Annotated in this window: 15 protein-coding genes; 5 read left to right on the top strand and 10 right to left on the bottom strand. The window is 69.7% G+C overall.

The window, feature by feature from the left end; genetic code table 11:
• Window positions 1-27 precede the first annotated feature (27 nt).
• The 8 genes from AQJ67_RS15460 to AQJ67_RS15425 form a co-directional block, all read right to left on the bottom strand.
• Window positions 28-1,665, bottom strand: a complete 1,638-nt coding sequence (locus AQJ67_RS15460) for a type 2 periplasmic-binding domain-containing protein (RefSeq protein ID WP_062719283.1) — start codon at window positions 1,663-1,665, stop codon at window positions 28-30.
• Window positions 1,666-1,712: 47 nt separating this feature from the next.
• Entirely contained in the window at window positions 1,713-2,573 is an 861-nt protein-coding gene (locus tag AQJ67_RS15455; RefSeq protein WP_062719282.1) for a carbohydrate ABC transporter permease, read from the bottom strand.
• A gap of 35 nt (window positions 2,574-2,608) precedes the next feature.
• The gene (locus tag AQJ67_RS15450) at window positions 2,609-3,463 is read right to left on the bottom strand and encodes an ABC transporter permease (RefSeq protein ID WP_062719281.1); all 855 of its coding nucleotides are present in this window, start codon (window positions 3,461-3,463) and stop codon (window positions 2,609-2,611) included.
• 163 nt (window positions 3,464-3,626) lie between these two features.
• Window positions 3,627-4,559, bottom strand: a complete 933-nt coding sequence (locus AQJ67_RS15445) for an SCO1860 family LAETG-anchored protein (protein ID WP_062719280.1) — start codon at window positions 4,557-4,559, stop codon at window positions 3,627-3,629.
• Between the two features lie 258 nt (window positions 4,560-4,817).
• Window positions 4,818-5,909, bottom strand: a complete 1,092-nt coding sequence (locus tag AQJ67_RS15440) for an amidohydrolase family protein (protein WP_062719279.1) — start codon at window positions 5,907-5,909, stop codon at window positions 4,818-4,820.
• Between the two features lie 20 nt (window positions 5,910-5,929).
• Entirely contained in the window at window positions 5,930-6,739 is an 810-nt protein-coding gene (locus tag AQJ67_RS15435) for an amino acid ABC transporter ATP-binding protein (protein WP_062719278.1), read from the bottom strand.
• Complete coding sequence (locus tag AQJ67_RS15430) at window positions 6,736-7,569, bottom strand: amino acid ABC transporter permease (protein ID WP_062719277.1); 834 nt, start codon at window positions 7,567-7,569, stop codon at window positions 6,736-6,738. The genes AQJ67_RS15435 and AQJ67_RS15430 overlap by 4 nt, the downstream gene beginning before the upstream one ends.
• A gap of 3 nt (window positions 7,570-7,572) precedes the next feature.
• The gene (locus tag AQJ67_RS15425; RefSeq protein WP_062719276.1) at window positions 7,573-8,421 is read right to left on the bottom strand and encodes a transporter substrate-binding domain-containing protein; all 849 of its coding nucleotides are present in this window, start codon (window positions 8,419-8,421) and stop codon (window positions 7,573-7,575) included.
• A gap of 183 nt (window positions 8,422-8,604) precedes the next feature.
• On the opposite strand from AQJ67_RS15425, the gene AQJ67_RS15420 reads away from it, so the two are divergent.
• The 5 genes from AQJ67_RS15420 (at window position 8,605) to thpD (ending at window position 13,511) form a co-directional block, all read left to right on the top strand.
• Window positions 8,605-9,720: a pyridoxal-phosphate-dependent aminotransferase family protein gene (locus AQJ67_RS15420; protein ID WP_062719275.1), complete on the top strand. Its 1,116-nt coding sequence runs from the start codon at window positions 8,605-8,607 to the stop codon at window positions 9,718-9,720.
• Between the two features lie 638 nt (window positions 9,721-10,358).
• Entirely contained in the window at window positions 10,359-10,865 is a 507-nt protein-coding gene (gene ectA, locus AQJ67_RS15415; protein WP_062719274.1) for a diaminobutyrate acetyltransferase, read from the top strand.
• Between the two features lie 31 nt (window positions 10,866-10,896).
• Entirely contained in the window at window positions 10,897-12,168 is a 1,272-nt protein-coding gene (ectB, locus tag AQJ67_RS15410; RefSeq protein WP_062719273.1) for a diaminobutyrate--2-oxoglutarate transaminase, read from the top strand.
• A gap of 28 nt (window positions 12,169-12,196) precedes the next feature.
• The gene (locus tag AQJ67_RS15405) at window positions 12,197-12,601 is read left to right on the top strand and encodes an ectoine synthase (RefSeq protein WP_062719272.1); all 405 of its coding nucleotides are present in this window, start codon (window positions 12,197-12,199) and stop codon (window positions 12,599-12,601) included.
• A 7-nt stretch (window positions 12,602-12,608) separates the two neighbouring features.
• Window positions 12,609-13,511 (top strand): ectoine hydroxylase, encoded by a 903-nt coding sequence (gene thpD / locus AQJ67_RS15400; protein WP_062719271.1) that lies wholly within the window; start codon window positions 12,609-12,611, stop codon window positions 13,509-13,511.
• A gap of 86 nt (window positions 13,512-13,597) precedes the next feature.
• Here the strand turns inward: thpD and AQJ67_RS15395 are convergent, their stop codons facing one another.
• Both AQJ67_RS15395 and AQJ67_RS15390 read right to left on the bottom strand, forming a co-directional pair.
• Window positions 13,598-14,650, bottom strand: coding sequence for an aminotransferase class V-fold PLP-dependent enzyme (locus tag AQJ67_RS15395; protein WP_062719270.1), 1,053 nt, complete (start codon window positions 14,648-14,650; stop codon window positions 13,598-13,600).
• Window positions 14,651-14,757: 107 nt separating this feature from the next.
• Complete coding sequence (locus AQJ67_RS15390; protein WP_062719269.1) at window positions 14,758-15,474, bottom strand: DsbA family oxidoreductase; 717 nt, start codon at window positions 15,472-15,474, stop codon at window positions 14,758-14,760.
• Between the last annotated feature and the right edge of the window lie 16 nt (window positions 15,475-15,490).

Genomic DNA, 15,490 nt, shown 5'->3' with positions numbered 1-15,490 from the left:
GCGCCTCCTGTTCCGTCGGCCCGCCGCTCACGCGTTGGCCGCGTGGTCCCTCGCGAACTCCTCGGCCATTCTGTCGCCGCCCCGGGACCGCCAGGTCTTCACCGCCGCGTCCCATTCCGTCAGCGGCAGGCGTCCCGCGACGATCCCGGTGACCGTGTCGTCGAGGAGGGCCTTGAGGGTGGTGCCCTGGGAGTTCCTGGTGTGGGACTGCAGGCCGAAGGAGGCGTCGCGGACGGCGTGCGGGACGACCTTTTGCTGCCAGGTGTGCAGGGCGCGTACGGCGTCCGGCATGCCCGGCACGAACAGCACCTGGGGGCCTTCGGCGAGGTACTTCAGCGGCAGGTTGGTGTTGTTCTCCGTCTCGCCCAGCTTGGTCGGCTCGGGTGAGCCGTCCTTGCCGCGGGTGAAGTGGATGCCCTCGACGCCGTAGTGGACGAGTTCCCACTCCTGGCTGCCGAAGGGGGCGGCGAGGTAGTCGAGGACGCGCAGGAGCAGCTCGATCCGTTCCTTCTTCGCCTTCTTCAGCACGGTGTACCCGAAGGAGCGGCGGGCCGCGACGACGCCGCCCGGTTCGCCGCCGACGCTGTACGGGAGCGCCGCGGCCGGGGTCATCCCGTCCGGTGCCTCGCGGTACTTGGGCAGGTAGGCGCCGAAGCCGTCCTGCATGGAGCCGACGGTGCCGTTGTAGTAGAGGGTGGTCAGGTCGATCTGGGAGATCGACGTGGCGTCGGGGTGGTAGCAGCCCTCCTTGCGCAGCCGCGCCTGGAAGGCGATGGACGCCTTGTACCGTTCGTCGGCGCAGGCCGGCCGGAAGGTGCCGTCTTTGGTGACGGCCCAGTTCTGCGGCGCGTTGTGGGCGGCGGAGTGGACGGCGTTGCCGAACAGGGAGCCGTTGGCGGCGCCCAGGGCGTACGTACGGCCGCTGGTGGCCCGCTTGGCCACGGCGGCGAAGTCGTCGGAGGTCCAGCCCTCCTTCATGCCCGCGTCGGCGAACATGCCCTGGTTGAGCCAGAGGGTCGAGCCGGGCAGCGGGCGTTCCAGCGGGATGCCGTAGAGGCGGCCGCCGATACGGCCCATGTCGCGCCAGGCGTGGGTGGGGATGCCGGCGAGGTTGGGGTAGTCGGTGATCGCCTCGCCGGAGAGGAAGGGGGTGAGGTCCTCGGCGCGCCGCTGTACGAACTCGGCCTCGCGGGGCAGGACGAAGCCGGAGAACAGGTTGATGATGTCGGGCAGGGTGTCGGCGTCGGCCGCCATCACCGTCGCCATCTTCTTCTGGTAGTCGGCCTGGGAGACGATCGTGTACTCGATCCTCACCCCGAGGGCTTTCTCGACGGCCGCCCAGAACCGGTTGGCGGAGGCCGGCTTGGGCGGGGTGCCGAAGGAGACCGACATGACCTTGACGGTGGAGCCGTCGCCGGGGGTGCGGGGGACGGACCTGACGAGGTCGGCGGGGTAGGAGGTGTAGCCGGCCTGCACCCCGGCGTCGGTGGGGGCGAGGTCCGGCTTGGGGCCCGCGGCGGCCCGGTACGCGGGCCAGGGGGCGAGCTTCTTGCCCGCGTTGGAGACATCGCTGTCGCCGGAGCTCGTGGAGCAGGCGGTCAGCACCCCCGGAACGGAGGCGGCGGCCAGAGAACCGAGCAGGGTACGTCGGGACATGCTGGGCATGGGTGAATCACCTCGTGTCGGCTTGAGTCGGCTCGCGTCGGCTCGGGTCAGCTCTTGATGGCGCCGGTGAGCACGCCCTTGGTGAAGTACTTCTGCAGGAACGGGTAGACGAGCAGGATCGGGACGGTGGCGATCACCAGGACCGCCATCTGCACGGTCTGCGGCGCGGTGACGGTGCCCTCGCCGGTGGTGGCGTCGGTGAGTCCGGAGCCCGCGACGACGTAGGTGCGCAGGACCTGCTGGAGGGGCCAGTGGTCGCTCTCCAGGTAGAGCGAGGCGTAGAACCAGGAGTTCCAGTAGGCCACCGCGTAGAAGAGTCCCACGACGGCCAACGCGGCCTTGGACAGCGGCAGTACGACGGAGACGAGCACCCGCCAGTCCCCCGCCCCGTCGAGCCGCGCGGCCTCGTACAGCTCCTCGGGGACGCCCTGGAAGAAGCCGCGCAGGACGACGAGGTTGAAGACGTTGACGAGGACGGGCAGCACCAGGGACGCGTAGCTGTCCAGCAGGCCCAGTTCCTTGACCAGCAGGAAGCTCGGGATCATGCCGGGCGGGAAGAGGAAGGTGAACAGGACCAGGAGCAGTACGGGGCGGCCGCCGAAGACGCCGGGGCGGGAGAGGGCGTAGGCGAGGGTGACGGTGCAGGCGAGGCTGAGCAGGGTGCCGACGAGCGTGACGCCCGCGCTGACGCCGAGGGCGTGGGTGACGATGCCGCCGTCGAGGATGTCGCGGTAGGCGTCGAGGCTGGGCTCGGTCGGCCAGAGCACCCAGCCGCCGTTCGCCACGACCTCGTCGGTGGAGGCGAGCGAGGTCGAGACGATGACGAGGAACGGCACGCAGACCAGGAGGACGACGGCGACGAGGGCCACCGCCTTCGCGCCCTGGGTGACGGGCCTCGGCTTCTCCATCCAGCCCGGCCGGGCGGGGACACGGGTTCCGGCGCTCACTTGTAGACCCCCTGTTCGCCGAGGCGGTGGGCGACCTTGTTGGCGGCGTAGACGAGGAGAGCGCCGATGACGCCCTTGAACAGGCCCGCGGCGGCGGCGAATCCGTAGTCGCCGCCGACGATGCCCTGGTAGTAGACGAAGGTGTCGATGATCTCGGCGGCCTCGGGGCCGACCGCGTCGCGCTGGAGGAGCATCTGCTCGAAGCCGACGGAGAGGATGTCGCCGAGCCGCATGATCAGCAGCAGCACGATCACCGGGCGGATGGCGGGCAGGGTGACGTGCCAGAAGCGGCGCCAGGGACCGGCGCCGTCGATCGCGGCGGCCTCGTACTGCTGCTCGTCGACCTGGGCGAGGGCGGCGAGGAAGATGATCGTGCCCCAGCCGGCGTCCTTCCAGATGACCTGGGCGACGACCAGCGGGCGGAAGGCGTCGGGGTCGCCGATGATGTCGACGGTGCGCAGTCCCATGCCGTCCAGCGAGGAGTTGAGCAGCCCGGTGTCGCCGAGGACCTGCTGGAAGAGGGCGACGACGATCACCCACGAGATGAAGTGCGGCAGATACGCCACCGACTGCACGAAGCGGCGGACCGTGCTCCAGGTGAGGCTGTGCAGCAGCAGGGCGAGGGCGAGCGGCACCGGGAAGTAGAAGACGAGCTGGAGGACGGCGATCCAGACCGTATTGAGGACGGAGTCCCAGAACGCGCCGTCCTCGAACATCCGCTGGAAGTTGCCGAGGCCCACCCAGGGGCTGCCCCAGAGGCCGTCGAAGGGCACGTACTCCTTGAAGGCGATGACGTTGCCGACCAGGGCGCCGTAGTGGAACAGCAGGAAGTAGGCGAGGCCGGGGAGCATGAGCAGGAGGAGGGCGCGGGATTGAAACCGTTTACGCTCCACTGATCCCCTCGTATCTCGGAGTTGGAGTGAGGGGAAGTTAAAACGTTTTCAGACGCCGGTCAACAGCCCTGACAAGAAGGGCTGTTGACCGGGGTCGCCGCGGGACGGCAGCCTTGTGAGGTCAGCTCCTGCCGCGCCGCGCCAGGGCCACCGCTCCCCCGCCCGCGAGGAGCAGGGCCACCGCGCCGCCCGCGATGTACGGCGTCATCGAGTTGCCGCCGGTCTCGGCGAGGTTCTCGTCGCCGGACTCGCCCTGGGGCTTCACGTCACCGGCCGGACCGGCGCCCGGGTCGGTGCCGGCCTCGGCGCTCGGGTCGGCCTGCCGGGCGGGTGCGGCCGGGGTCTCGCAGGTCGCCTTGGCCAGGGTCAGGGTGCCCTGGACGTCGGCCACGTTCAGCTTCAACGGGTTGACGGACACCTTGAGTTCGAGGGCGGTGGCGGCCGCCGTGCGCGAGGTCTGCTCCGTCTTGGAGTAGTCGAGGCGCACGTCGCCCACGCCGGGGACCTTGACGTTCGTGGTGCCGCCGGCGGTCAGGGTGACCTTCTTGCCCAGGACGGTGACGTCGCCGAGCAGGTTGGAGGTGGCGGTCGGCGTCTTGCCGGCCTCGCAGGTCGCCTTGGAGGTGACCTGGCCGACCTCGATGAGCGAGAGCAGCGGCAGACCGGGGACGTGGACCTTGGCGTGGGCGAGGTGGGTGTAACCCTCGGCCTTGCCGTCCTTAACGGTGGCCTTCGACTGGGCGACCTCGGCGTTCAGCACACTGAAGGGCCGGCCGCCGTCGACGCCGTTCAACTCGGCGGTCAGCGTGGCCTTCTCGGCGCTCCGCGGCGCCTGGACCTCGTTGAGGGAGACCGCGAGCGGGACGTTCACGGTCTTGTTGAGCAGGGAGACGTCGAGCCCGGTGCGGAGCACGACGGCGCTCGCGCGACCCTCGTCACCGGTCGCGTGCGCGGTGCCCGCGGCGCCCAGGGCCGCGGGACCGGCGGCCAGGGCGGTGGCCGTCGCGACGATCGCGAGACGGCGTGCGGGCAGGCGGAAGTTCTTGCCGTTCAAGGTGGGGACCCCCAGGGGAGACTTGCTCGGGACCCGGCAAGAATCGCGTACCGAGAGTGAACAGTCAGCAATCCGCCAGGACTTCACTCCTACGTGGGGTTTCCGTGAACTTTTTCGATTCGCGCGGCACGGGTGTTCCATGCTTTCACCGTCGCACCGGCATCTTTCCGAATACGCCGGTTGACGCCCCGGAGCGCGGGACGGCGTGCGCGACGCCCCACCGCCGGGTTCTGTCACGCTCCGTCGCGGTTCGTGCGGTCAGTCGACGACCCGCCCGCTCAGCACCACCCGCCGGGGCGCCGCCAGCACCCGTACGTCCGCCCGCGGGTCGGACTCGTACACCACGAGGTCGGCCGCGGCGCCCTCCTCCAGGCCGGGGCGGCCGAGCCACGCCCGGGCCGACCAGGTCGTCGCCGCGAGGGCCTCGACCGCGGGAATTCCGGCGGTGACCAGTTCCGCCACCTCGGCGGCCACCAGGCCGTGCGGCAGGGTGCCGCCCGCGTCGGTGCCGACGAAGACCGGGATGCCGGCGTCGTAGGCGGAGCGGACGGTGTCGTAGCGGCGTTCGTGGAGCCGGCGCATATGGGCCGACCAGCGGGGGAACTTGGACTCGCCGCCGTCGGCCAGCTTCGGGAAGGTCGCGATGTTCACGAGGGTGGGGACGATGGCGACGCCGCGCTCGGCGAACAGCGGGATCAGGTCCTGCGTCAGTCCGGTGGCGTGCTCGACGCAGTCGATGCCCGCCTCGACCAGATCCTGCAGGGAGTCCTCGGAGAAGCAGTGCGCGGTGACCCGGGCGCCCAGCCGGTGCGCCTCCGCGATGCCCGCCTCGACCGCGTCCCGCGGCCAGGTCGGCGCCAGGTCGCCGAGGTCGCGGTCGATCCAGTCGCCGACCAGCTTCACCCAGCCGTCGCCGCGGCGGGCCTCCTGGGCGACGTAGGCGACCAGGTCCTCCGGTTCGATCTCGTGGGCGTAGCCGCGGATGTAGCGGCGGGTGCGGGCGATGTGCCGGCCGGCCCTGATGATCTTCGGCAGGTCCTCGCGGTCGTCGACCCAGCGGGTGTCGGAGGGCGAGCCGGCGTCGCGGATGAGCAGGGTGCCGGCCTCGCGGTCGGTGAGCGCCTGCTTCTCCGCGACGTCGTCGTCGACGGGGCCGTGCGGGCCGAGGCCGACGTGGCAGTGGGCGTCGACGAGGCCGGGGAGGGCCCAGCCGTCCACGGTCCGGACGTCGCGGGCGTCGACGGGACGGTCATACGAGATCCGGCCGTCGACGACCCACAGCTCGTCCCGGACGTCGTCCGGACCGACGAGGACCCGGCCCTTCACGTGCAGCACCGCGCGTTCGCTCATGACTGCACCCTAATGAGCCGCTAGTCGCGCTTGCCGACCTGGTCGGAGGTCTCCTCCTCGACCTCGGCCATCGCCGGGTCCAGGAGCCGGGACAGGAAGTGGCGGGTGCGTTCGTGCCGCGGGTTGCCGATGACCTGGTCGGGGGTGCCGTCCTCGACGATCACTCCGCCGTCCATGAAGACGACCCGGTCGGCGACCTCGCGCGCGAAGGTCATCTCGTGGGTGACGACCATCATCGTCATGCCCTCGTTGGCGAGCATGCGCATGACCGCCAGGACGTCCCCCACCAGCTCGGGGTCCAGCGCGGACGTCGGCTCGTCGAAGAGCATCACCGCGGGGCCCATGGCGAGCGCACGGGCGATGGCGACGCGCTGCTGCTGGCCGCCGGAGAGGGAGGCGGGGTACGCCGACGCCTTCTCCGAGAGGCCGACGCGCTCCAGGTTCTCGGCGGCGACCTTCGCGGCGGCGGCCTTGTCCCGCCCCAGGACCCGCCGCTGCGGCAGGGTCAGGTTCTCGGTCACCGTGAGGTGCGGGAACAGGTTGAACTGCTGGAAGACCATGCCGATACGGCGGCGTACGGCGTCGATGTCGACGTCCGGGTCGGTGAGCTCGGCGCCGCCGACGAAGACCTGGCCCTTGCTGGGCTCCTCCAGCAGGTTCACGCACCGCAGCAGCGTCGACTTGCCCGAGCCGGACGGGCCGATCACACAGACGACCTCGCCCTGCTTGATCTCCAGGTCGATGCCGCGCAGCACCTCGTTGTCGCCGAAGGACTTGTGCAGGCCCCGGACGTCGATCTCCGGTCGGGGGCCGAGGGTCTTGTAGGTCACTTCACGGCCTCCTGGGCCTTCGCCTCCATACGGCGCACGACGAAGCCGAGCGGGATGGTCACCAGCAGGTAGCACAGGCCGGCGACCAGGATCGGCGTGGAGTTGGCGGTCTGGCTGGCCAGGTCGCGGCCGAACTTGGACAGTTCGCGCTCCTCCAGCGTGACACCGAGGAACAGCACCAGCGAGGAGTCCTTGAAGAGCAGGACGAGTTCGTTGGTGAGCGGCGGGAGGATGATCCGGAACGCCTGCGGGATGATGATCGAGACCATGGCCCGGGCGGGCGAGAAGCCGAGCGAGCGCGCCGCCTCCATCTGCCCCTTGGGGACGGCCTGGATGCCCGCGCGAATCGTCTCCGCCATGTAGGCGGCGGCCACCAGGCCGAGCGCGAGCGCGACCTTGCCGTACGTCCCGCCCGGGATCTCCGTGCCGGGGAAGGCCAGCGGTACGGCGACCCCGATGAAGATGAAGATCAGCAGGGCGGGCAGACCGCGGAAGATCTCGATGTAGACGCCGGCGAGCCAGCGGTACGGCCCGACGGACGACAGCCGCATCAGCGCGATCACCATGCCGAGGACCAGTCCGACGACGAAGCCGGACACGGTGTACAGCACGGTGTTCTTCAACGCCAGCGTGATGACGTCCGGGAACATCTGCCGGGCGATGTCACCTTGCGCGAACTGGTTCGCGAGCCGGTCCCAGTCGGCCGCGACCGCGAAGGCGATCAGGACCGCGACGAAGACGACGTACTGGACGCCGCGGGACAGGCTGCGCTTCTGACGCCGGGTCAGGCCCTTTTTCTTGGGCTGGAGTCGTACGTCCGTGTCGGCCATGGATCAGGCGGCGGGCGACGCGGAGGCGGCCGACTCGTCGTACGGGCCGATCCACTGCTCGTACAGCTTCTTGTACGTGCCGTCGGCCTTCGCGTCCTTGAGCGCCTTGTTGATGGCCTCGCGGAGCTTGGTGTTGCCCTTCTTCACCGTGAAGCCGTACTGCTCACCGGTGTTGATCTGCTCGGCGACCTCGAAGGCGGCCGCGTTGGCCTTGTCCTTCAGCCAGCCCTGGACGACCGGGTAGTCGATGACGACCGCCTGGACCTGGCCGGTGCGCAGGCCGTTGATCACGGCGTCGGAGGACTCGAAGGAGACCGGGTCGAGGCCCTTGCTCTTGGCGTAGTCCTCGCCGGTGGTCTGCGCCTGGGCGCCGACCTTCTTGCCCTTGAGGTCGGCGAAGGACGAGATGCCGCTCTTCTTGTCGACCAGGACGGCCTGGGTGGCCTCGAAGTACGGGTCCGAGAAGTCGACGTTCTTCTTGCGCTCCTCGGTGATGGTCATGCCGGCGGCGGCGAGGTCGCACTGGCCGGCGTTGAGGGAGCCGCCGGTCTTGAAGTTCTCGAAGGGCTGGTCGACGATCGCCTGCTTCACGCCCAGGTCGTCCGCGACCAGGTCGATGAGGGCGACGTCGAAGCCCTGCACCTTGCCGTCGATCTCCGACTGGAAGGGCGGGTAGGGCAGGTGGGTGCAGGTGGTGAGCTGGCCCGCCTTGACGACTTCGACACCGCCGGCCGCCGTCTTCGTACCGCTGCCGCCGTTGCCGTCGGAGGAGCAGCCGGCCACGAGCACCAGCCCGGCCGTCGCGGTGGTGGCGGCCAGAACGCGGGTCCGGCGCCCGAGGGTCGTCTTCACGGGGGGCCTCCTGTCAGGGAACTATGAGTTCCGATTATAAGGAGAGGTTTGAGATCCCCAAACCAAACCGATGGTTAAGGGGCCGTTCGACCTAAGAAGTCGGGAGTGGGGAGGGGCGTCGGGGTGCGCGGTTACGCTCGTCACGTCGTCCCCCTGGAGCACAGAGAGCGAAGAGAGCCCGCCGTGACCCACCCCGCCTCGACCCATCCCTTCCTGGACCTGGCCCCGCTGAGCGCCGCCCGATTCGCCGCCATCGAGGACCGGGTGGCGCGGCTGCTCGGTACCGGGCAGGACGTCGTGATCATGCAGGGCGAGGCTCTGCTGCCCCTCGAAGGGGCGATCCGGGGGACGGCCGGGCCCGGCACGGTCGCGCTGAACGTCATCACCGGCCCCTACGGGCAGACCTTCGGTGACTGGCTGCGGGACTGCGGGGCGACCGTGATCGATCTGGCGGTGCCCTTCCACACGGCGGTCACCGCGGACCAGGTCCGGGAGGCCTTCGCCGAGCACCCGGAGATCGACTTCGTGTCCCTGGTGCACGCGGAGGCGGCGACCGGCAACACCAACCCCGTCGCGGAGATCGGTGAGGTCGTGCGGGCGCACGGGGCGCTGTTCTACCTGGACGCGGTGGCGTCGATCGGGGCCGAGCCGGTTCTTCCGGACGCGTGGGGTGTGGACCTGTGTGTCATCGGGGCGCAGAAGGCGATGGGCGGGCCGGCCGGGGTGTCGGCGGTGTCGGTGAGCGAGCGGGCGTGGGCGCGGATGGCGTCCAATCCGCGGGCGCCGCGGCGGTCGTATCTGTCGCTGCTGGACTGGAAGGAGCGGTGGGTCGACGGGGGGCGGAAGGTGCTGCTGCATGCGCCCGCGCAGTTGGAGATGCTGGCGTTGGAGGCGTGTGTGGAGCGGATCGAGGGGGACGGGCTGGAGGCGGTGATGGGGCGGCATCGGGCCGCCGCGCTGGGTACTCGGGCCGGGGCGGTGGCACTGTGCGGGGGTCTTGAGCCGTATGTGCGCGATGTCCGGGAGGCTGCGCCGGTCGCTACGACGTTGAGGGTGCCTGAGGGGGTGGCGGCGTCGGAGGTGGTGGCTCGGGCGGTGGCGGGTGATCCTGGGTTGCCGCTGGTCGCCGGGGGTGGGGCGTTGGCCAAGGAGATGATCCGGGTCAATCACTACGGGGCGGATGCGGGGGTGGGGGTGGTACGGGGGTGCCTTGCCGCGCTGGGTACTGCGCTGGCTGAGCAGGGGCTGATTGTGGATGTGGAAGGGGCACTGCGCGCGGTCGACGCCGGCTGGCACTGACCCCGCCTACCTCGCCCCCGCCGCCCCTACCCATCCCATCCCCAGGGGCTCCGCCCCTTCGACCCCGGTGTCGCTCTTCGGGTGCAGCCCGGCGGGGGTTGGTCGCGCAGTTCCCCGCGCCCCTTCTGGGGCTCCGCCCCAGACCCCGCTCCTCAAACGCCGGAGGGGCTGGATTTGCCGGGCCTGGATCTTTCAGCCCGTCCGGCGTTTGAGGACGAGGCCCGGAGGGCCGATAGCGGGGGTCTGGGGGCGCAGCCCCCAGGGATGGGACGGGTAGGGGCGGCGGGGGCGATATTTTGCGGGAACGTGTTGACGGTGTAACCGGAGCCTGAATTCAACGTAATTCCAGGAATTCTTTTCCGGGCAGCTTCCCATCTTCTTCTGCCCGCTTTCTCCAGCCCTAAACGCAAAGATTTCGCGAACGCCATCCGTACCAATTCGGGCAGGTCTCGTGAGAGTTACATGGCTGTGACGCGTTCCACATCGTGACCGTTTTGGGCGGGATTTAAGGGATGAAACCGGGCAAGCCGCCCCGGTAAGCCGAGGGCCCTCACGCCCGCGTGATAACACACCCACCGCTCATACGTAACCCCACACGGCCATGCAATTTCGAATTTCCCTCGGTAAATTCAATTCGCATGACTGCCGCACAAGCAGACCTGCAAATCGACCGTCCGGCGGTGGCCGACGGGGCCGCGCTGTGGCGTATTGCCCGAGACTCCAAGGCCCTCGACCTCAACTCGTCGTACAGCTATCTGCTGTGGTGCCGCGACTTCGCCGGCACGTCGGCCGTCGCCCGCGACGAGCGCGGTGAGCCGGTCGGCTTCGTCACCGGATACGTACGGCCGGAGCGACCGCGCACCCTGCTCGTCTGGCAGGTGGCCGTGGACGACGCCTACCGCGGACGCGGCATCGCCGCCGCGCTGCTCGACGGGCTCGTCGCCCGCGTCGGTGGCGAGTACGGCGTCACGAACGTCGAGACCACCATCACCCCCGGCAACATCGCCTCCGAGCGCCTGTTCGACGCCTTCGCCGAGCGGCACGGTGCCGCTCTGGAGCGCGAGGTGCTGTTCTCCACCAGCCTGTTCCCCGACGGGCCGCACGACCCCGAAGTCCTGTACCGCATCGGTCCCTTCTCCCTCTGACCTCCCCCCACGCAACGAGGAGCGATTCGTCGTGACCATCACCCAGCCCGACCTCAGCGTCTTCGAGACCCTGGAGTCCGAGGTGCGCAGCTACTGCCGCGGCTGGCCCACCGTCTTCGACCGTGCCCGGGGCAGCCGGATGTACGACGAGGACGGCCACGAGTACCTGGACTTCTTCGCCGGTGCCGGCTCGCTGAACTACGGACACAACAACCCCGTCCTGAAACGGGCGCTGATCGACTACCTGGAGCGTGACGGCGTCACGCACGGGCTCGACATGTCCACCAGCGCCAAGCGGGCCTTCCTGCAGACCTTCCAGGACCTGGTGCTGCGGCCGCGTGACCTGCCGTACAAGGTCATGTTCCCCGGCCCCACGGGCACCAACGCCGTGGAGTCGGCGCTCAAGCTGGCCCGGAAGGTGAAGGGGCGCGAGGCCATCGTCTCGTTCACCAACGCCTTCCACGGCATGTCGCTGGGCTCCCTCGCCGTCACCGGCAACGCCTTCAAGCGGGCCGGCGCCGGCATCCCGCTCGTGCACGGCACGCCCATGCCGTTCGACAACTACTTCGACGGCACGGTCGAGGACTTCCTGTGGTTCGAGCGGCTGCTCGAGGACCAGGGGTCCGGGCTGAACAAGCCCGCCGCCGTGATCGTCGAGACCGTGCAGGGCGAGGGCGGCATCAACGTCGCCCGCCGGGAGTGGCTGCAGGCACTCGCCGCGCTGTGCGAGCGGCAGGACATGCTGCTCATCGTCGACGACATCCAGATGGGGTGCGGGCGTACCGGTGCCTTCTTCTCGTTCGAGGAGGCCGGCATCACCCCGGACATCGTCACCGTGTCGAAGTCGATCAGCGGCTACGGACTGCCCATGTCGCTGTGCCTGTTCAAGCCCGAGCTGGACATCTGGGAGCCGGGCGAGCACAACGGCACCTTCCGCGGCAACAACCCCGCCTTCGTCACGGCCACCGCGGCCCTGGAGGCGTACTGGGCGGACGGGTCCGCGATGGAGAAGCAGACCCGCAAGCGCGGTGAGCAGATCGAGCAGGCGCTGATCTCCATCACCGAGGAGAACCTCGCCGACGTCAAGGAGTACCGCGGGCGCGGGCTCGTGTGGGGCCTGGAGTTCCACGACAAGGAGCGCGCCGGACGCGTCGCGCACCGAGCCTTCGAACTCGGGCTGCTCATCGAGACGTCGGGCCCCGAGAGCGAGGTCGTGAAGCTGCTTCCGGCACTCACGATCACCCCGGAGGAACTGGACGAGGGACTCAGCGTCCTCGCCCGCTCCGTCCGGGAAACCATCTGAAACACCACCTAGGAGGCATCGCAGCACCGTGATCGTCCGTTCGTTCAAGGACATCGAAGGAACCGACCGCCATGTGAAGTCGGCGTCGGGCACCTGGGAGAGCAAACGCATCGTCCTCGCCAAGGAGCGGGTCGGCTTCTCGCTCCACGAGACGATCCTGTACGCGGGTACGGAGACGTCGATGTGGTACGCGAACCACATCGAGGCCGTCGTCTGCGTCGAGGGCGAGGCAGAGCTGACCGACCACGAGACCGGGCGGACGCACCTGATCACGCCCGGGACCATGTACCTCCTGGACGGCCACGAGAGGCACACGCTGCGGGTGAAGGAGGACTTCCGCTGCATCTGTGTCTTCAACCCGCCCGTGACCGGCCGGGAGGACCACGACGAGAACGGCGTCTACCCGCTGCTCACCGAGCCCGAGGAGGTGTGAGAAACCCATGACCACCGCCATGACCGGAAACGTCACCGATCTCTACCCCAGCCGCGGCGCCACCGAGGTGTCGACCCCGCGCAAGGACCCCGTCGTGTGGGGCTCCCCCGACACGCCGGGCCCGATCGCCACCGGTGACCTGCAGTCCTTCGAGCGCGACGGTTTCCTCGCCATCGACCAGCTCATCACCGAGGACGAGGTCGCGGTCTACGCGCGGGAGCTGGAGCGGCTGGTCACCGACCCGGCGATCCGCGCGGACGAGCGCTCGATCGTCGAGCCGCAGTCCAAGGAGATCCGGTCCGTCTTCGAGGTGCACAAGATCAGTGAGGTGTTCGCCTCCCTGGTGCGCGACGAGCGGGTCGTCGGGCGGGCACGGCAGATCCTCGGCTCGGACGTGTACGTCCACCAGTCGCGGATCAACGTCAAGCCGGGCTTCGGGGCGAGCGGCTTCTACTGGCACTCGGACTTCGAGACCTGGCACGCCGAGGACGGTCTGCCCAACATGCGGACGGTGTCCGTCTCGATCGCGCTGACCGAGAACTACGACACCAACGGCGGGCTCATGATCATGCCCGGGTCGCACAGGACCTTCCTGGGCTGCGCGGGTGCCACGCCCAAGGACAACTACAAGAAGTCCCTGCAAATGCAGGACGCGGGCACGCCGTCCGACGAGGCGCTCACCGCCATGGCGTCCGAGTACGGCATCAAGCTCTTCACCGGCAAGGCCGGTTCGGCGACCTGGTTCGACTGCAACTGCATGCACGGCTCCGGCGACAACATCACGCCGTTCCCGCGCAGCAACGTGTTCATCGTGTTCAACAGCGTGGAGAACACCGCCGTCGAGCCCTTCTCGGCTCCCGTACGGCGGCCGGAGTTCATCGGTGCGCGGGACTTCACGCCCGTGAAGTGAGCCGCACGTGAGGTGAACTCACAGCAAGGCGCCCCGGAACGGCCATGCCGCTTCAGGGGCGCCTTGCGCTTGCCCTCGGCAGTGGTTCAAGAGGACAGGACGTCCAGCAGGCGTTCGACGTCGGCCGTCGTGTTGTAGAGGTGGAAGGCCGCGCGCAGGTTGCCCGCGCGGTTGGAGGTCTCGATGCCGGCGGCGCTCAACTCGGGCTGGCGGTGGCCGAGTCCGGGCACGGAGACGATCGCCGAGCCGGGTGCGGGCACCGGTTCGTGCCCGAGGCTCGCGAGTCCCGCGCGGAAGCGGTCGGCGAGGCCGAGGTCGTGGGCCTCGATGGCGGAGACGCCCAGTTCCTCGATCAGCTCCAGGGACGCGCGCAGCCCGGCGTGGCTGAACAGGCTGGGGCTGATGTCGAAACGCCGTGCCGAGTGGGCGAGGTCCTCGACGGGGCCGTAGCAGCTGTCCCAGGGGAACTCCCCGGCGACCCAGCCGGCGAGCAGCGGGGTCAGCCCGCCGAAGTCCTCGGGGACGACGCAGAACGCGGCGCCGTGCGGGCCGAGCAGCCACTTGAAGCCGACGGCGGCGACGAAGTCGTACGCCCCGGCCTCCAGCGGCAGCCAGCCGGCCGACTGGGAGGCGTCGACGTAGGTGCGGGCCCCGTGCGCCTCGGCCGCCGCGCGCACCGCGGCCAGGTCGGCGATCCGGCCGTCGGCGGACTGGGCGGCGCTGACGGCGACGAGGGCGGTGTCCGGGCGGACGGACTCGGCGAGGCGCTCCAGCGGAACGGCGCGGACCTTGAGGTCGCCGCGCATGTGGAAGGGGTTCACGAGGGAGGCGAAGTCGGCCTCCGCGGTGAGGACTTCGGCGCCGGCGGGCAGCGAGGCGGCGATCAGCCCGCCGTACTCGGCGACCGACGCACCGGTCGCGACCCGCTCGACGGGAACACCGGCCAGCCGGGCGAAGGAGGCGCGCACGGCCTCCACGTCCTCGTACAGGGGGCCCGTCGGCGTGCCCTCGGCCCGCATCCGCACGGCCCGGTCCAGGGCGGTGACGGTGCGGGCCGGCAGCAGGCCGTTGCTCGCGGTGTTGAGATAGACGTTCTTCGGGGCGAACTCGGCACGGACCAGGCTCTCGAAGGTCTCCATGGCTCCACTCTGAGCCCTGAGCACCTATTGGTCCATTGCGATTCTTTACGCGGTTTCGCTAAGCAACGCTTATAGATCCCCCGTGACCTGCGGGTTCGCTCGGTGACTCAGTGCTGCGGCACCGCGCACCCGTCGGGACCGCACGCGTCCGCGTCGCCCTGGTCGATGAGCTGGAGCGGCGACCGGTCGCCCCACGCCTGCGTCAGAGCCTGCGTGAAGACCTCGGCGGGCTGGGCGCCGGAGACGCCGAACTTACGGTCGAGGACGAAGAACGGCACCCCGCCCGCGCCGAGCTCGGCGGCCTCGCGCTCGTCGCTGCGGACGGCGTCGGCGTAGGCGTCCGGGTCGGCGAGAACCCCCCGGACGTCGTCGGCGTCGAGCCCGGCGGCGACGGCCAGCTCCACCAGCCGCTCGTCGCCCTCGGCGAACACGGACCGCTCCTCGACGAAGTTCGCCCGGTAGAAGGCCTGGATCAGCGCGTCCTGCCTGCCGTGTTCCTTGGCGAGGTGGAGCAGCCGGTGCATGTCGAAGGTGTTGCCGTGGTCGCGGCCCTCGGTGCGGTAGTCGAGCCCCTCAGCGGCGGCCTGCGCGCCGAGGTTCTCCTCTCCGGCCTGCGCCTGCGCCTCGCTCATGCCGTACTTCCTGGTGAGCATAATGATCACGGGCTGGATGTCGCCCTTGGCGCGTCCGGGGTCCAGCTCGAACGAGCGGTGCACCACCTCGACCTGGTCGCGGTGCGGGAAGGCGTCGAGCGCCTTCTCGAAGCGGGCCTTGCCCACGTAGCACCAGGGGCAGGCGATGTCGCTCCAGATCTCGACGCGCATGTCTGTGGCTCTCTCC

The sequence above is a fragment of the Streptomyces caeruleatus genome (assembly GCF_001514235.1).
GTDB classification, from domain to species: Bacteria; Actinomycetota; Actinomycetes; order Streptomycetales; family Streptomycetaceae; genus Streptomyces; species Streptomyces caeruleatus.
Note: the sequence above shows the minus strand (reverse complement) of the source record. Positions and strands in the feature narration are given on the sequence as shown.

Bases quoted from the DNA above. Each gene is read 5' to 3' on its own strand.
- AQJ67_RS15460 (WP_062719283.1), bottom strand. From the start codon at position 1,665: ATGCCCAGCATGTCCCGACGTACCCTGCTCGGTTCTCTGGCCGCCGCC.
- AQJ67_RS15395 (WP_062719270.1), bottom strand. From the start codon at position 14,650: ATGGAGACCTTCGAGAGCCTGGTCCGTGCCGAGTTCGCCCCGAAGAAC.
- AQJ67_RS15390 (WP_062719269.1), bottom strand. From the start codon at position 15,474: ATGCGCGTCGAGATCTGGAGCGACATCGCCTGCCCCTGGTGCTACGTG.
- AQJ67_RS15440 (WP_062719279.1), bottom strand. From the start codon at position 5,909: ATGAGCGAACGCGCGGTGCTGCACGTGAAGGGCCGGGTCCTCGTCGGT.
- AQJ67_RS15455 (WP_062719282.1), bottom strand. From the start codon at position 2,573: ATGGAGAAGCCGAGGCCCGTCACCCAGGGCGCGAAGGCGGTGGCCCTC.
- AQJ67_RS15450 (WP_062719281.1), bottom strand. From the start codon at position 3,463: ATGCTCCCCGGCCTCGCCTACTTCCTGCTGTTCCACTACGGCGCCCTG.
- ectA (WP_062719274.1), top strand. From the start codon at position 10,359: ATGACTGCCGCACAAGCAGACCTGCAAATCGACCGTCCGGCGGTGGCC.
- AQJ67_RS15430 (WP_062719277.1), bottom strand. From the start codon at position 7,569: ATGGCCGACACGGACGTACGACTCCAGCCCAAGAAAAAGGGCCTGACC.
- thpD (WP_062719271.1), top strand. From the start codon at position 12,609: ATGACCACCGCCATGACCGGAAACGTCACCGATCTCTACCCCAGCCGC.